The 12,470-nt window shown below is 60.8% G+C and carries 12 protein-coding genes; 8 read left to right on the forward strand and 4 right to left on the reverse strand.

Going from position 1 to position 12,470, the window contains the following annotated elements; all coding sequences use genetic code 11:
• Positions 1–24: 24 nt before the first annotated feature.
• Positions 25–1,545, reverse strand: a complete 1,521-nt coding sequence (locus HX818_RS25165) for an aldehyde dehydrogenase family protein (protein WP_003219398.1) — start codon at positions 1,543–1,545, stop codon at positions 25–27.
• A gap of 286 nt (positions 1,546–1,831) precedes the next feature.
• Here HX818_RS25165 and HX818_RS25170 point away from each other — a divergent pair, with 286 nt between their 5' ends.
• The 5 genes from HX818_RS25170 (at position 1,832) to HX818_RS25190 (ending at position 7,433) form a co-directional block, all read left to right on the forward strand.
• Complete coding sequence (locus tag HX818_RS25170) at positions 1,832–3,742, forward strand: sigma-54-dependent Fis family transcriptional regulator (protein ID WP_177008860.1); 1,911 nt, start codon at positions 1,832–1,834, stop codon at positions 3,740–3,742.
• A 233-nt stretch (positions 3,743–3,975) separates the two neighbouring features.
• Positions 3,976–4,962, forward strand: a complete 987-nt coding sequence (locus tag HX818_RS25175) for a hypothetical protein (RefSeq protein ID WP_256346377.1) — start codon at positions 3,976–3,978, stop codon at positions 4,960–4,962.
• A gap of 218 nt (positions 4,963–5,180) precedes the next feature.
• Positions 5,181–6,530: a UDP-N-acetylmuramate:L-alanyl-gamma-D-glutamyl-meso-diaminopimelate ligase gene (gene mpl, locus HX818_RS25180; protein ID WP_177020930.1), complete on the forward strand. Its 1,350-nt coding sequence runs from the start codon at positions 5,181–5,183 to the stop codon at positions 6,528–6,530.
• Positions 6,527–7,156: a flavin prenyltransferase UbiX gene (ubiX, locus tag HX818_RS25185; RefSeq protein ID WP_177020931.1), complete on the forward strand. Its 630-nt coding sequence runs from the start codon at positions 6,527–6,529 to the stop codon at positions 7,154–7,156. The genes mpl and ubiX overlap by 4 nt, the downstream gene beginning before the upstream one ends.
• Complete coding sequence (locus HX818_RS25190) at positions 7,149–7,433, forward strand: YceK/YidQ family lipoprotein (protein ID WP_023659172.1); 285 nt, start codon at positions 7,149–7,151, stop codon at positions 7,431–7,433. Before ubiX ends, HX818_RS25190 begins: the two co-directional genes overlap by 8 nt.
• Before the next feature lie 137 nt (positions 7,434–7,570).
• On the opposite strand, the gene HX818_RS25195 is transcribed toward HX818_RS25190, so the two are convergent.
• The 3 genes from HX818_RS25195 to HX818_RS25205 all read right to left on the reverse strand — a co-directional run bounded on the left by HX818_RS25195 (position 7,571) and on the right by HX818_RS25205 (position 10,518).
• Positions 7,571–8,212 carry an oxidoreductase gene (locus tag HX818_RS25195; RefSeq protein WP_003215421.1) on the reverse strand — a complete coding sequence of 214 codons (642 nt, stop codon included), beginning with the start codon at positions 8,210–8,212 and terminating at the stop codon, positions 7,571–7,573.
• A gap of 28 nt (positions 8,213–8,240) precedes the next feature.
• A complete protein-coding gene (locus HX818_RS25200; protein ID WP_008436527.1) occupies positions 8,241–9,959 on the reverse strand; it encodes a C13 family peptidase in 1,719 nt (572 codons plus the stop codon).
• Between the two features lie 103 nt (positions 9,960–10,062).
• Complete coding sequence (locus HX818_RS25205) at positions 10,063–10,518, reverse strand: MaoC family dehydratase (RefSeq protein WP_003215423.1); 456 nt, start codon at positions 10,516–10,518, stop codon at positions 10,063–10,065.
• A gap of 179 nt (positions 10,519–10,697) precedes the next feature.
• On the opposite strand from HX818_RS25205, the gene HX818_RS25210 reads away from it, so the two are divergent.
• Genes HX818_RS25210 through HX818_RS25220 form a run of 3 tightly spaced genes read left to right on the forward strand, consistent with a single transcriptional unit; the run spans position 10,698 to position 12,385 of the window.
• Positions 10,698–11,060 (forward strand): CidA/LrgA family protein, encoded by a 363-nt coding sequence (locus HX818_RS25210; protein WP_003215424.1) that lies wholly within the window; start codon positions 10,698–10,700, stop codon positions 11,058–11,060.
• Positions 11,057–11,773 (forward strand): LrgB family protein, encoded by a 717-nt coding sequence (locus HX818_RS25215; protein ID WP_177020932.1) that lies wholly within the window; start codon positions 11,057–11,059, stop codon positions 11,771–11,773. Before HX818_RS25210 ends, HX818_RS25215 begins: the two co-directional genes overlap by 4 nt.
• Positions 11,774–11,794: 21 nt before the next feature.
• Positions 11,795–12,385, forward strand: coding sequence for an LON peptidase substrate-binding domain-containing protein (locus HX818_RS25220; RefSeq protein WP_003215426.1), 591 nt, complete (start codon positions 11,795–11,797; stop codon positions 12,383–12,385).
• Positions 12,386–12,470 lie beyond the last annotated feature (85 nt).

Here is a 12,470-nt window from a genome sequence, read left to right on the forward strand (position 1 = left end):
TCAAATGTGGGAGCGGGTTGTCAGTTAGAAGAAGCCCAGCGGGTTGATGTCGTAGCTCACCAGCAGGTTTTTGGTCTGCTGATAGTGATCAAGCATCATCTTGTGAGTCTCACGGCCCACACCGGACTTCTTGTAACCACCGAACGCGGCATGCGCCGGGTACAGGTGATAGCAGTTGGTCCATACACGCCCGGCCTTGATCGCCCGGCCCATGCGGTACGCGCGGTTGATGTCGCGGGTCCACAGGCCGGCACCCAGGCCGAACTCGGTGTCGTTGGCAATCGCCAGGGCTTCGGCTTCATCCTTGAAGGTAGTGATGCTCACCACCGGGCCAAAGATTTCTTCCTGGAACACCCGCATCTTGTTGGTGCCTTTGAGCAGGGTTGGCTGGATGTAATAGCCGGTGGCCAGATCGCCGGTCAGCTTCTCGACCTTGCCGCCGGTCAGCAGCTCGGCGCCTTCGCCCTTGGCGATTTCGAGGTAGGACAAAATCTTGTCGAATTGCTGCTCGGACGCCTGGGCGCCGACCATGGTGTCGGTGTCCAGCGGGTCGCCACGTTTGATCGACTCGACCTTTTTCATCACCACTTTCATGAAGTCGTCGTAGATCGACTCTTCCACCAGCGCGCGGGAAGGGCAGGTGCACACTTCGCCCTGGTTGAAGAACGCCAGCACCAAACCTTCGGCGGCCTTCTCGATGAATTGCGGTTCGGCTTTCATGATGTCGGCGAAGAAGATGTTCGGCGACTTGCCGCCCAGCTCAACGGTGGACGGAATGATGTTCTCGGCGGCCGCGTGCATGATGTGCGAGCCCACTGGCGTGGAGCCGGTGAAGGCAATCTTGGCGATGCGCTTGCTGGTGGCCAGGGCTTCGCCGGCTTCTTTGCCGTAGCCGTGCACCACGTTCAGTACGCCCGGCGGCAGCAGGTCGCCGATCAGTTCCATCAGCACGTTGATGCCCAGCGGGGTTTGCTCGGCAGGCTTGAGCACCACGCAGTTACCGGCGGCCAGGGCTGGCGCGAGTTTCCAGGCGGCCATCAGCAGCGGGAAGTTCCACGGGATGATCTGGCCGACCACGCCCAGCGGTTCGTGGAAGTGGTAAGCGGCGGTGTGTTCGTTGATCTCGGCGCTGCTGCCTTCCTGGGCGCGGATGCAGCCGGCGAAGTAGCGGAAGTGGTCCGCGGCCAGCGGGATGTCGGCGTTCAGGGTTTCGCGCACGGCCTTGCCGTTGTCCCAGGTTTCGGTGATGGCCAGCAGTTCGAGGTTCTGTTCGATGCGGTCGGCGATTTTCAGCAGTACCAGCGAGCGGTCCTGGGCCGAGGTCTTGCCCCAGGCGTCAGCGGCGGCGTGGGCGGCGTCCAGGGCCTTGTCGATATCCTTGGCAGTGGAGCGCGGGAATTCGGCGATGGGCTTGCCGTTGACCGGCGAGGTGTTGGTGAAATAGTTGCCATCGACCGGCGCGACAAACTCACCGCCGATGTAGTTGCCGTACTTGGCCTTGAACGAAACGATCGCGCCTTCAGTACCGGGGTGTGCGTAACGCATGGTGGGTATCTCCTGGCTTTTTGTGTTTATTGGAGGACGCACGGTTGTGCTTGTTAAAGCGTAGAGCAAAGGTCGGGCCAGTGCCTCGTAGAGCCTGTAAATCAAGGGTTTAGAGGTTGTTGCAAACCGTTGCTGTGGCAAGCTTGGTACAGCCTGGGTAACAGTTTGTGCCATAAGCGGTACAGCCTGTGACCGGTGGGTCTGCCCGGGATTGCAATGGTCGGGAGGCTGGAGGATGCTGGGCACTCGCGCGCGGTGTACTTCACGCAGGGAGAATAATAAGAACATGCAAAACGATCATTTCAGTCGCCATGCCCAACAAGTCCTGACGGTCACCCGTGGGCAGGACCCGCTGCATGGCCCCGGCAGCGATCCGTCCATCGCCCGCTCCTGGCTGCGTTGTCTTGAGGACTATCACCTCGACCCCGCACTGACCATCGCGCCCACGGTGCTCGAACATGGCCGCCTGCTGGAAAGCCGCGAACGCCTGCAACAAGTGCTGAGCATCGCCGGCAATGAAATGAACAGCCTGCATCAACAGCTCTCCGGCGCCGGCCATGCGGTGCTGCTGACCGACGCCCGTGGGGTGATCCTCAACTGCGTCACCGCCCCCAGCGAGCGCAAGATCTTCGAGGGTGCCGGGCTGTGGCTGGGTGCCGATTGGAGCGAGGCTTGCGAAGGCACCAACGGCATCGGCACCTGCCTGGTGGAGCGCCAGTCCCTGACGATTCATCGCGATGAACACTTTCGTGGCCGACATACCGGCCTGACCTGCTCGGCCAGCCCGGTGTTCGACCCTCATGGCGAACTGCTGGCGGTGCTGGACGTGTCCTCGGCCCGGGAGGCGGTGTCGCGCCAGAGCCAGTTCCACACCATGGCGCTGGTCAATCTTTCGGCGAAGATGATCGAGAGCTGTTACTTCCTGCGCCATTTTGAGCACCACTGGTTGCTGCGCTTTCATTTGCAGGCCGAGTCTGTGGGCCTTTTCAGCGAAGGGCTGCTGGCGTTCGATGGTGAAGGGCGCATTTGTGCGGTTAACCAGAGTGCGTTGAACCTGCTCGGGCAAATCCGTGGCGGGTTGTTGGGGCAGCCGGTCGAGGCGTTTTTCGATTGTTCGCTCGATGAGTTGCTCGGGCGTGCCAGCGCGAACGCCAGCGCCAGTTGGCCCCTGCGTACCCGCGATGGCCGTGGCTTGTTCGCGGTGTTGCGCGGCCAGCCACGCAGCGTACCGGTGCCGGTGGCCCACGCCTTGCCGGAGCGGCCGCGATTGCCGGGCATTTGCCTTGGAGACGCGGCGCTGCAAAACGATTTCCGCAGAGCCTTGCGGGTGTTCGAGCGTGATGTGCCTTTGCTGATCCAGGGGGAAACCGGGTCTGGTAAAGAGGCGTTTGCCAAGGCCGTGCACCATGCAAGCCTGCGCGCAGATAAAGCCTTTGTGGCCCTCAACTGCGCAGCCATCCCGGAAAGCCTCATCGAAAGCGAGCTGTTCGGTTATCGCGGCGGCAGTTTTACCGGCGCCCGCAAGGAAGGCATGCGCGGCAAGCTGCAGCAGGCGGATGGTGGCACGTTGTTTCTGGATGAAATCGGCGATATGCCGCTGGCTTTGCAAACCCGGCTATTAAGGGTGCTTGAAGACCGCTTGGTAGTGCCCATCGGCGGTGAACCGCAAGCGGTGGACGTCAGAATTATCAGCGCTACCCACCGTAATCTGCTTGATCGGGTGCAGGACGGTAGTTTTCGTGAAGACCTGTATTACCGGCTCAATGGCCTGGAAGTGGCCTTGCCGCCGTTGCGCGAGCGCAGTGACAAATTGCAGCTGCTGGACTTCCTGCTGGCCGAAGAAGCGGGAGATCAGGCGGTGCAGCTTGACGGCGAGGCCCGCCAGGCCCTGTTGGCGTTCGCGTGGCCGGGCAACGTGCGGCAGTTGCGCACGGTGTTGCGCACCCTCGCCGCACTGTGTGAGGACGGGCGGGTGAGGCTTGATGACCTGCCTGCACAGATTCGTGCCGTGCAAACCGTTCCGGTGGCGGTGAGTGAACCGGCAAACTCATTGCTGGATGCTGCCGAGCGCCAGGCATTGCTGGCAACATTGGTGCAGCAACGCTGGCATATGACGCACGTGGCGACCGTGCTTGGAGTCAGTAGAAATACGCTTTATAGAAAGTTACGTAAGTATGGTATAGCGCGTCAGGTTTAATGATGACGTTACCTGTTCTGGCTGTGAGTGATCAATCTGTGTCGTGGGTGACTGTGCGTTAAGTAATAGGAGTCGCACCGTATTAATGTTTTGTCATGTATTTTTGTGCGTAGGTGACTGTCTTCTGGAACGTTCATTATCTGTTTAGTTACTAAGTTTGCGGTTATCGATTTTCTCGATAACTCGCTGATAGCGCTTATGCGTAAATAGTAACAACAAGTGAGATAATAACCATGCACATTTTTAGATCTCGGTCCAACACGGTCAATCTACCTCCAGTGAATACACCACCGGCCCCGCGCAATGGCGGTGTAACGCCTCCGATAGTACGTCCCGGTGGCCAGGGCAGCTCCCCTCCAATAGCTCCCCAACCTAAAACCCGGTTAGGGAAAAATCCGGCCACAGACACCTCCACAACGCTACCCAAGCCCGAGAAACCCAATAATTTTCAAACGCTGACACAACAAAAATTGTTGAACCAAGGGTCTGCCAACCGGCCGTTCAAGCCTCAGGCCAGCGCAGATCCTAAAGATTTGGCACAGGTGACTCAAAACCTGATGGTTGCTGATCGCCTGGTCAAGGCCGGGGTGTTCAATACCTCGCCCCAGGCGGCAACGGTAGCCCGTGACGCCTTTGTCAGTGCGGGTATAAGCGGATTGGTCAGCGCTCCCCTGAGTATTGGTACCTACGCAGGCTCGGTTTGGTCGGGCGAGAAAATCAAGGCGCAGTTTACAAACAATACGCCACTGCTCCCTCCGGCTCACCAGCCGGCTCCAAGCACGCAGGTGCCTGCCGCGAAAACCGACGGGACAACATCGGTCGTCGCCACGCAGGACACCGACACGGGTGCCACGACCGCGCGCTTGGGCCTGGCCGAGTTGCGCATGGAAGTCATTGCCAACAATATTATGGCAATGCGTCAAGGAACGAATGCTCCGGCACTTAAAATGAGCGACTCCTCGTCGCGTACGCCAAGCGAGCGCCTGGAAACGCTTGAGGCCTTGTATAAAACTGCGGAGGAACAGCTTAAAAAACTGGCGGACGAAAACGACATGGTATTCCGGCCTTACATTGCCACTCCCGCAGACGGCACCGATGACAAAGGCCGTCTGGATGTTATTGATAAAAAATTCGACGCATTAAACAAGTTCATAGGGAAGTTGTTGCACATGGGAACGCTGTCATTACCGGCAGAGTCTGCCGAAACAAAAGTCGTGTGACATAACCCCGCGTAAACTTTCGAGTCATGGATGATGCTCAGTCAAACTGGCGATGGGTCCGATGCCATGCATGCATCCTGTGGCACCGGACTTATCGAATATTCCCCTACGCTCTGACAAACAATGGCGGCTACCCCCCAAGGCCTGCGTGCTACAGCTAAAGAGTGCGATTTTCCCTTCCCTGCGCTAACCTGCCTCGATGTTTTACGAGGTCGACTATGCACATTCATATTCTCGGTATTTGCGGTACGTTCATGGGCTCCATGGCGGTGCTCGCCAAAGAACTGGGCCATCATGTTACTGGCTCCGATGCCAACGTTTACCCACCCATGAGCACGCAACTGCAGGCCCAGGGCATTGAGCTGACCCAAGGTTATGACCCGGCGCAATTCGACCCGGTCCCGGACCTTGTCGTGATCGGCAATGCCATGGTGCGCGGTAACCCGGCAGTCGAATATGTACTGAATAAAGGTTTGCCGTACGTGTCTGGCCCGCAATGGCTGGCCGACCATGTGCTGCAAGGCCGTTGGGTACTCGCCGTTGCCGGTACCCATGGCAAGACCACCACCAGCAGCATGCTGGCCTGGGTGCTGGAGCATGCGGGCATGAGCCCGGGCTTCCTGATTGGTGGCGTGCCGCAGAATTTCTCGGTGTCGGCGCGCCTCGGCGACACCCCGTTTTTTGTCATCGAAGCCGATGAATACGACAGCGCGTTCTTCGACAAACGCTCCAAGTTCGTTCACTACCGCCCGCGTACGGCGATCCTGAACAACCTGGAGTTCGATCACGCGGACATCTTCCCTGATCTGGCGGCCATCGAGCGGCAGTTCCACCACTTGGTGCGCACCATTCCCAGCGAAGGCCTGGTGATTCACCCCACCACCGAACCTGCCCTGCAGCGAGTTATCGAGATGGGCTGCTGGACCCCGGTACAAACCACCGGTGCTGGCGGCCAATGGCAGGTCAAACTGCTGAGCGAAGATGGCTGCAAATTTGAAGTGCTGTTCGAAGGCGTCGCCCAAGGCATCGTCGATTGGGACATGACCGGCCAGCACAACGTCGCCAATGCCTTGGTCACCCTGGCGGCTGCGCGGCATGTCGGCGTGGTGCCGTCCATGGGCATTGCGGCCTTGAGCGCGTTCAAAAGCGTCAAGCGCCGGATGGAAAAGGTCGCCGAAGTGAATGGGATTACCATCTATGACGACTTTGCCCACCACCCGACGGCCATCGCCACCACCCTGGATGGCTTGCGCAAGCGTGTGGGTGATGCCCAGGTAATCGCGATTATCGAGCCGCGCTCCAACTCCATGAAGCTGGGCGCCCACCGTGATGGTTTGCCGGAAAGCGTCAACGATGCCGACCAGGTTGTGTGGTACGCGCCGGCCAACCTCGGTTGGGACCTGCCTGCCATCGCCGCGTTGTGCACGGTGCCGTCGATTTGCCGCGACTCACTGGAAGGCATCATCGAGCACGTGAAACACCAGGCCAGGCCCGGCACTCACGTGGTGATCATGAGCAACGGCGGCTTTGGCGGGCTGCATGGAAAACTCGCCGAGGCCCTGAAGTGAGCGGCCCGGAACGCGTCACCCTGGCGATGACCGGCGCGTCCGGCGCGCCCTATGGCTTGCGGCTGCTGGACTGCCTGGTGCGCGAAGACCGCGAGGTGCACTTCCTGATCTCCAAGGCCGCGCAACTGGTGCTGGCCACCGAGACCGATGTGGCGTTGCCGCCCAAAGTGCAGATGATGCAGGCCTTCCTCACCGAGTACACCGGTGCGGCGGCGGGGCAGATCAAGGTCTATGGCAAGGAAGACTGGATGTCACCGGTGGCGTCGGGCTCCGGTGCGCCGGCCGCGATGGTGGTGGTGCCGTGTTCCACCGGGACCCTGTCGGCGATTGCCACGGGCGCCTGCAACAACCTGATCGAGCGCGCGGCGGACGTGACCTTGAAGGAGCGTCGCCAGTTGATTCTGGTGCCGCGCGAAGCGCCGTATTCGAGCATCCATCTGGAGCACATGCTCAGGCTGTCGAACATGGGCGTGACTATCTTGCCGGCGTCGCCGGGCTTCTATCACCAGCCGCAGACCATCGATGACCTGGTGGACTTTGTGGTGGCGCGGATTCTTAACCTGCTGAACATTCCCCAGGACATGCTGCCGCGCTGGGGCGAGCACCATTTGAGCAGTGATGAATAAACTATTGATGGTGCTGCTGGCGCTGCAACTGACCGGGTGTGCGACTGCGCGAACCCTGGACGCAGCCCAGCCCGGCGCGCCGGTGGTGTATGCCGGCACGCGGCTGGACATGTATGCGATTCAGGGCGGGTGCTGCGCGATGGACCGTTTTGGGGCCGAGGCGCCGAGCTATCCCCATGTCGACCTGCCGGCCAGTGCCTTGCTCGACACGCTGCTGTTGCCGCTGTCGGTGCTGACGGTGCTGGGGGTTGGGTTTAACGCGACGGGCGGGCTCTAGAGCCTGAAAGGGTCGGCGCCTATGCCGGCCTCATCGCAGGCAAGCCAGCTCCCACATGAGACTGTGTTCGCCATGACAGCGCGGTCAATGTGGGAGTCGGGCTTGCCCGCGATGAGGCCCGTCGCCTCACTGCAAAATTACTTGCCGAGCTTGCGCAGCTCGTCCGACTCTATAACCCGCACCCCATCCTGCTCTTCCAGCGCCAGTCGCCACATCGCCCGCGCCAGTTCGCACACTTCAATGCCGTGGTACTTGCCCGGAATCAGCCGCGACAATGGCCCGGCCAGTTGCTCGGCCAGCCGCGGTTCCAATCGCTCACCCAACAACAGCGAAGGTCGGACGATGGTCAACTGCGGCCAATCCTGGGCTTTCAACGCCTGTTCCATCTCGCCCTTGACGCGGTTGTAGAAGATCGAGGATTTCGGGTCGGCACCGATTGCGCTGATCACGATCAGGTGCCGCGCCCCCATTTCCCGGGCGCGCTTGGCAAAGGCCACGACCATGTCCAGGTCGACGGCGCGGAACGCTTCTTCGGAGCCGGCCTGCTTGATGGTGGTGCCCAGGCAGCAGAAGGCGATGTCCACCTGGCCGCTCAGTTGCGGCAGGAATACTGCAGGGTCGCCCACCGGGTTTTCCAGGTGTGGATGCTCGGCCAGAGGCTTGCGGCTGGGTGCCAGCACGCGGGTCACGGTCGGCTCGTTGAGCAGGCGGTCCAGCAGGTGCTCCCCGGTCAGGCCGGAGGCTCCGGCGAGCAAGATATGCTGAGGCGTCAGGTACATGATGTTTCCCCCTTGATACAGATTCAGCTTAGTTGCTCTTGGCTTCCTTGCTATTCATTGAGACGCTTTCGAGCGCCTTTCGTGCCTGCTGTTTGCGTAATAATTGCCAATGGGCGATTACGCCTTTGGGGGCCCAGATCTGCGGTTCGGAGGCTTCGAAGTTGTCCGCCTGTTCGCGTTCGGCGACGTGGGTCTGTGCCAGCTTGAAGGCTTGCTGCAAGTCGTCGGTCTGGTTGAAGGCCTGGGCGAAGAGGGCGTCGCCGAAGTAGGTGAAGTCGGCCTCTTCGGAGCAGCCGAACGACACACGATCGGCGCGCGAGGCGGTCATGATCAGGGTGTGTTCGTCCTTCAGGGCCGGGATGAACCCGCCGGAGTAGCAGGCCGAAATCACGATGATCTTGTCGCGGTTCTTCAGCGGTGCCAGCACGGCGGCCAGCTCATCGGCCGGCAGGTCGGCCAGCTCCATGCGCGGCTGGTCGAGCACCAGTTCGTGCTCGTGGGTGCCGTGGCTGGTCAGGTAGATAAACACCAGGTCTTGCGGGCCACTGCGTTCGGCCAGGGTCTGGACTGCGCGGCGCAGGCTTTCGCGAGTGGCCATCGGGCGGTCGGCAATATGGTCGCGATGGTTCACCAGGCGGATCTGGCCGTAGGCGCCGAAGCGTGTTGCAAGCATGTTGCTGACGTAGTCGGCTTCGCGCAGGAACACGCTTTGTTTGCCGTCGCCGGCCACCACCAGGGTGTACAGCTCCACCCCCGATTTGGACGCGGGCACGGCGGCGAGGGCGGCATCCAGCAAGTGGCCCTGGGCAAACAGGCCGATTTCCAGCGGGTCAGGCAACAATTTGCCCTCGGCGTCGCGCACGCGCATGCCGTTGACCCAGGTGCCGGCCTGCACGGTGCCGTCGGTGAGCACCAAAGTGCCACGACCTTGATAGCTGTCGCTGTCGAAGCCGCCAATATAGAAGCTGCCGTCGGTGAGGTTCAGGCGGCCTGTGCCTGTGAAGCGCCAGTCGACGAACTGGCCGACGTAGTGGCTGCCATCGACGCCTATCAGTTCGCCCTTGCCGCTGAGGGCGCCTTCCTTGAATTCGCCGATCCATACGTCGCCGTCGGCGTTTTCGTAGCGGCCCTTGCCGTTGAGCTGGTTTTGTTTGAAATGGCCGATGTACATGTCGCCGTCGGCGCTGTTGAAGGTGCCGTTGCCCTCCAGCTGGCCATCGACGAAGCGGCCGCTGAACTGGTTGCCGCTGTCGTCGTTGCGCTGGCCTTCGCCGTTGGGCTTGCCGTGGGCGAACTGGCCCTGGTACTGGCTGCCGTCGGCCAGCTCGAGGCGGCCGAGGCCGGAATACTGGTCGTCCTTGAATTCGCCGCGATAGGTCATCTGCCCCTCTTTGAGGGTGCCTTCGCCGTTGCGCTTACCTTGTTTGAAACCGCCGACGTAGCTGTTGCCCGACGTGGTCAGGCTGCCCTGGCCGTCGAACAGGCCCTGCTGGAACTGGCCTTTATAGACCTCGCCGTTGCTGCCATGCCATTCGCCCTGGCCGTGCCACTGGCCTTTATCGAACTGGCCCGCGTACCAACTGCCATTGGGGTAATCCACCCGGCCCTGGCCTTGCAGCAAGCCATTGACCACATCGCCACGGTAACGACCGCCATCGGGCAGCCGCGCATCGGGCGGCAACAGCGATTCGCCGTCGCCGCACGCGGTGAGCAACAGGACAAGAGCAAGGGGAGCGAGTGGGCGCATAGCGGGATCCGGATAATTGAGCGCCGAGTATGCCGCAGCTGCGAGATCTATACATAAATTTACATGAATTGTGGTGAGCGGACGGGCTCACCACAGCCAGGCTTCAGACGAAGCAGAGTGACAACGATTCTGCAATGTAGGCCGGTTTTTCCTGGCCATCGATTTCCAGGGTGCAGGTGGCTTTAAGCAACCATTGCCCAGGTTTTTTCTCGGTGGCGTCGGTCAGGGTCACGGCCAGGCGCACCCTGGAGTCGACCTTCACGGGCTGGATGAAGCGCACGCTGTCCAGGCCATAGTTGACCGCCATCTTCAGGCCTTCGGGCATGATCAGGATGTCTTCGATCAGCTTGGGTATCAGCGACAGCGACAGGAAACCGTGGGCGATGGTGCCGCCAAACGGGGTCTGGGCGGCTTTCACCGGGTCGACGTGGATGAACTGAAAATCGCCGGTGGCTTCCGCGAACAGGTTGATACGTTCCTGGTCGATGGTGAGCCATGCAGAACGTCCCAGTTCCTTGCCGACATATTCTTTGAGTTGCGCTACGGGTACTGAGGGCATTGCGACTCTCCTTCTTTGCTCGGTTGGCTTCATCGTTTTTGTAGTTTTGGACAGGTCCAGAGAACCAATGTAGATCATCACGGGCACTTGGCCCGGTCAACCCACCATGCTTTTGGCGAATGCCGCTCCATAGAGGCAGCGTGCTTATAATGCCGACACGCTTTTGGGGGGAAGAACGGATGCTGTTACGCGGTCTGACATGGCTGGTGCTGTTTCAATTACTCGGCACGGCGATCAATCATTTGTTTGTCCCGGTGCTGCCGGGGCCGATTATCGGGCTGCTGCTGATGCTGGCCTTCCTGGTGTGGCGCGGCGAAGTCGGTGAACCCCTGAGCCTGGCGGCCAGCAGCCTGCTGCGTTATTTGCCATTGCTGCTGGTGCCGCCTGCGGTCGGCGTGATGGTGTATGCCAAGGACATCGCCGCCGACTTCTGGGCCATCGTCGGCGCGCTGGTGTTGTCGCTGGTGATCGCCATGGGCTTTGTCGGCGTGCTGATGCAGAAACTGGTCAAGCGCCAGGCGCAGCGGGAGGACGGCCAATGACACTGGACTGGCAGGGCGCCTGGGCGGCCGTGATTCATCACCCGTTGTTCGGCATCGGCATCACCCTCGGCGCCTATCAACTGGTGCTGGCCGGTTTCGAGAAAACCCGCTGGATTTTCCTGCAACCGGTGCTGGTGTCGATGCTGTTGGTGATCGGCGTGTTGCTCGGCTGTGGCCTGACGTACGTCGAGTACCGCAAGAGCACCGAGATCATGAGCATCCTGCTGGGCCCTGCGACGGTAGCCCTGGCGGTGCCGCTTTACCTGAATCTGCGACGAATTCGCCAATTGTTCTGGCCGATTTTTACTACGCTGTTGGTGGGAGGCGTATTGGCCACCGGCCTGTGCGTGCTGTTGGGCTGGTGGTTTGGCGCCGAACACATGATGCTGATGACCATGGCACCCAAGTCCGTGACCTCACCGATTGCGATGCTGGTGGCCGAGCAGATCGGCGGCGTGGCGGCACTGGCGGCGGTGTTCGTGCTGATCACCGGGGTGATCGGCGCGATGATCGGTCCGGCGTATCTGTCACGGCTGGGCGTGCACAGCCCCGAAGCGCGCGGTATGGCGCTGGGCATGACCGCTCACGCCGTAGGTACGTCGGTGGCCTTGCAGGAAAGCGAAGAGACCGGGGCCTTTGCGGCGCTGGCCATGAGTCTGATGGGCGTGGCCACGGCGGTGTTCCTGCCGTTGGCCGTGTCGCTGGTTATTTAAGTCGGGTTTAAGGAAACCTTTATGAGTCTGGCGCTTTTCCCGCTCAATACCGTGCTGTTTCCCGGGTGCACCCTCGACCTGCAGCTGTTCGAGGCGCGTTACCTGGACATGATCAGCCGCTGCATGAAAAAGGGCGAAAGCTTTGGCGTGGTGTGCATCCTCGACGGCAAGGAAGTGGGGCTGGCGCCGGATGGCTATGCGTTGATTGGCTGCGAGGCGCTGATCCGCGACTTCAAGCAGCAGGACAATGGCCTGCTGGGGATTCGGGTCGAGGGTGGCCGGCGTTTCCGCGTGCGTGATGCCGGTGTGCAGAAGGACCAGTTGCTGGTGGCCGAGGTGCAATGGCTGCACGAGCATCCCGAGCAACCGCTGGAAGAGGAAGACGCTGACTTGCTGGCCTTGCTTCATGCCCTGGCCGAGCATCCGATGGTGGCGTCCCTGGATATGGGCACCCACGCCGATGGCCAGCAAGCCCTGGGCAATCAGTTGGCCTATCTGCTGCCCTTTACCGAGGCCGACAAGATCGACCTGTTGCAACTCGATGATCCGCAACAGCGCCTGGACGCGATCCAGTTGCTGCTGGATGAGTTGCAGGGCGAGCTGTTCACCTGACCCGCGAGTGTCACTCGGACTTGTCCTTCCCGGTCTTCAGATTTTCCGTGGTTGTCCTGATCCCGTTGCCTGAAATAGTTGGCAG

This window comes from Pseudomonas sp. F9001, assembly GCF_013385435.1.
GTDB lineage: Bacteria > Pseudomonadota > Gammaproteobacteria > Pseudomonadales > Pseudomonadaceae > Aquipseudomonas.

Coding starts and splice junctions, on each gene's coding strand:
- HX818_RS25165 (WP_003219398.1), bottom strand. CDS start 1,545: ATGCGTTACGCACACCCCGGTACTGAAGGCGCGATCGTTTCGTTCAAG.
- HX818_RS25170 (WP_177008860.1), top strand. CDS start 1,832: ATGCAAAACGATCATTTCAGTCGCCATGCCCAACAAGTCCTGACGGTC.
- HX818_RS25175 (WP_256346377.1), top strand. CDS start 3,976: ATGCACATTTTTAGATCTCGGTCCAACACGGTCAATCTACCTCCAGTG.
- mpl (WP_177020930.1), top strand. CDS start 5,181: ATGCACATTCATATTCTCGGTATTTGCGGTACGTTCATGGGCTCCATG.
- HX818_RS25190 (WP_023659172.1), top strand. CDS start 7,149: ATGAATAAACTATTGATGGTGCTGCTGGCGCTGCAACTGACCGGGTGT.
- HX818_RS25195 (WP_003215421.1), bottom strand. CDS start 8,212: ATGTACCTGACGCCTCAGCATATCTTGCTCGCCGGAGCCTCCGGCCTG.
- HX818_RS25200 (WP_008436527.1), bottom strand. CDS start 9,959: ATGCGCCCACTCGCTCCCCTTGCTCTTGTCCTGTTGCTCACCGCGTGC.
- HX818_RS25205 (WP_003215423.1), bottom strand. CDS start 10,518: ATGCCCTCAGTACCCGTAGCGCAACTCAAAGAATATGTCGGCAAGGAA.
- HX818_RS25210 (WP_003215424.1), top strand. CDS start 10,698: ATGCTGTTACGCGGTCTGACATGGCTGGTGCTGTTTCAATTACTCGGC.
- HX818_RS25215 (WP_177020932.1), top strand. CDS start 11,057: ATGACACTGGACTGGCAGGGCGCCTGGGCGGCCGTGATTCATCACCCG.
- HX818_RS25220 (WP_003215426.1), top strand. CDS start 11,795: ATGAGTCTGGCGCTTTTCCCGCTCAATACCGTGCTGTTTCCCGGGTGC.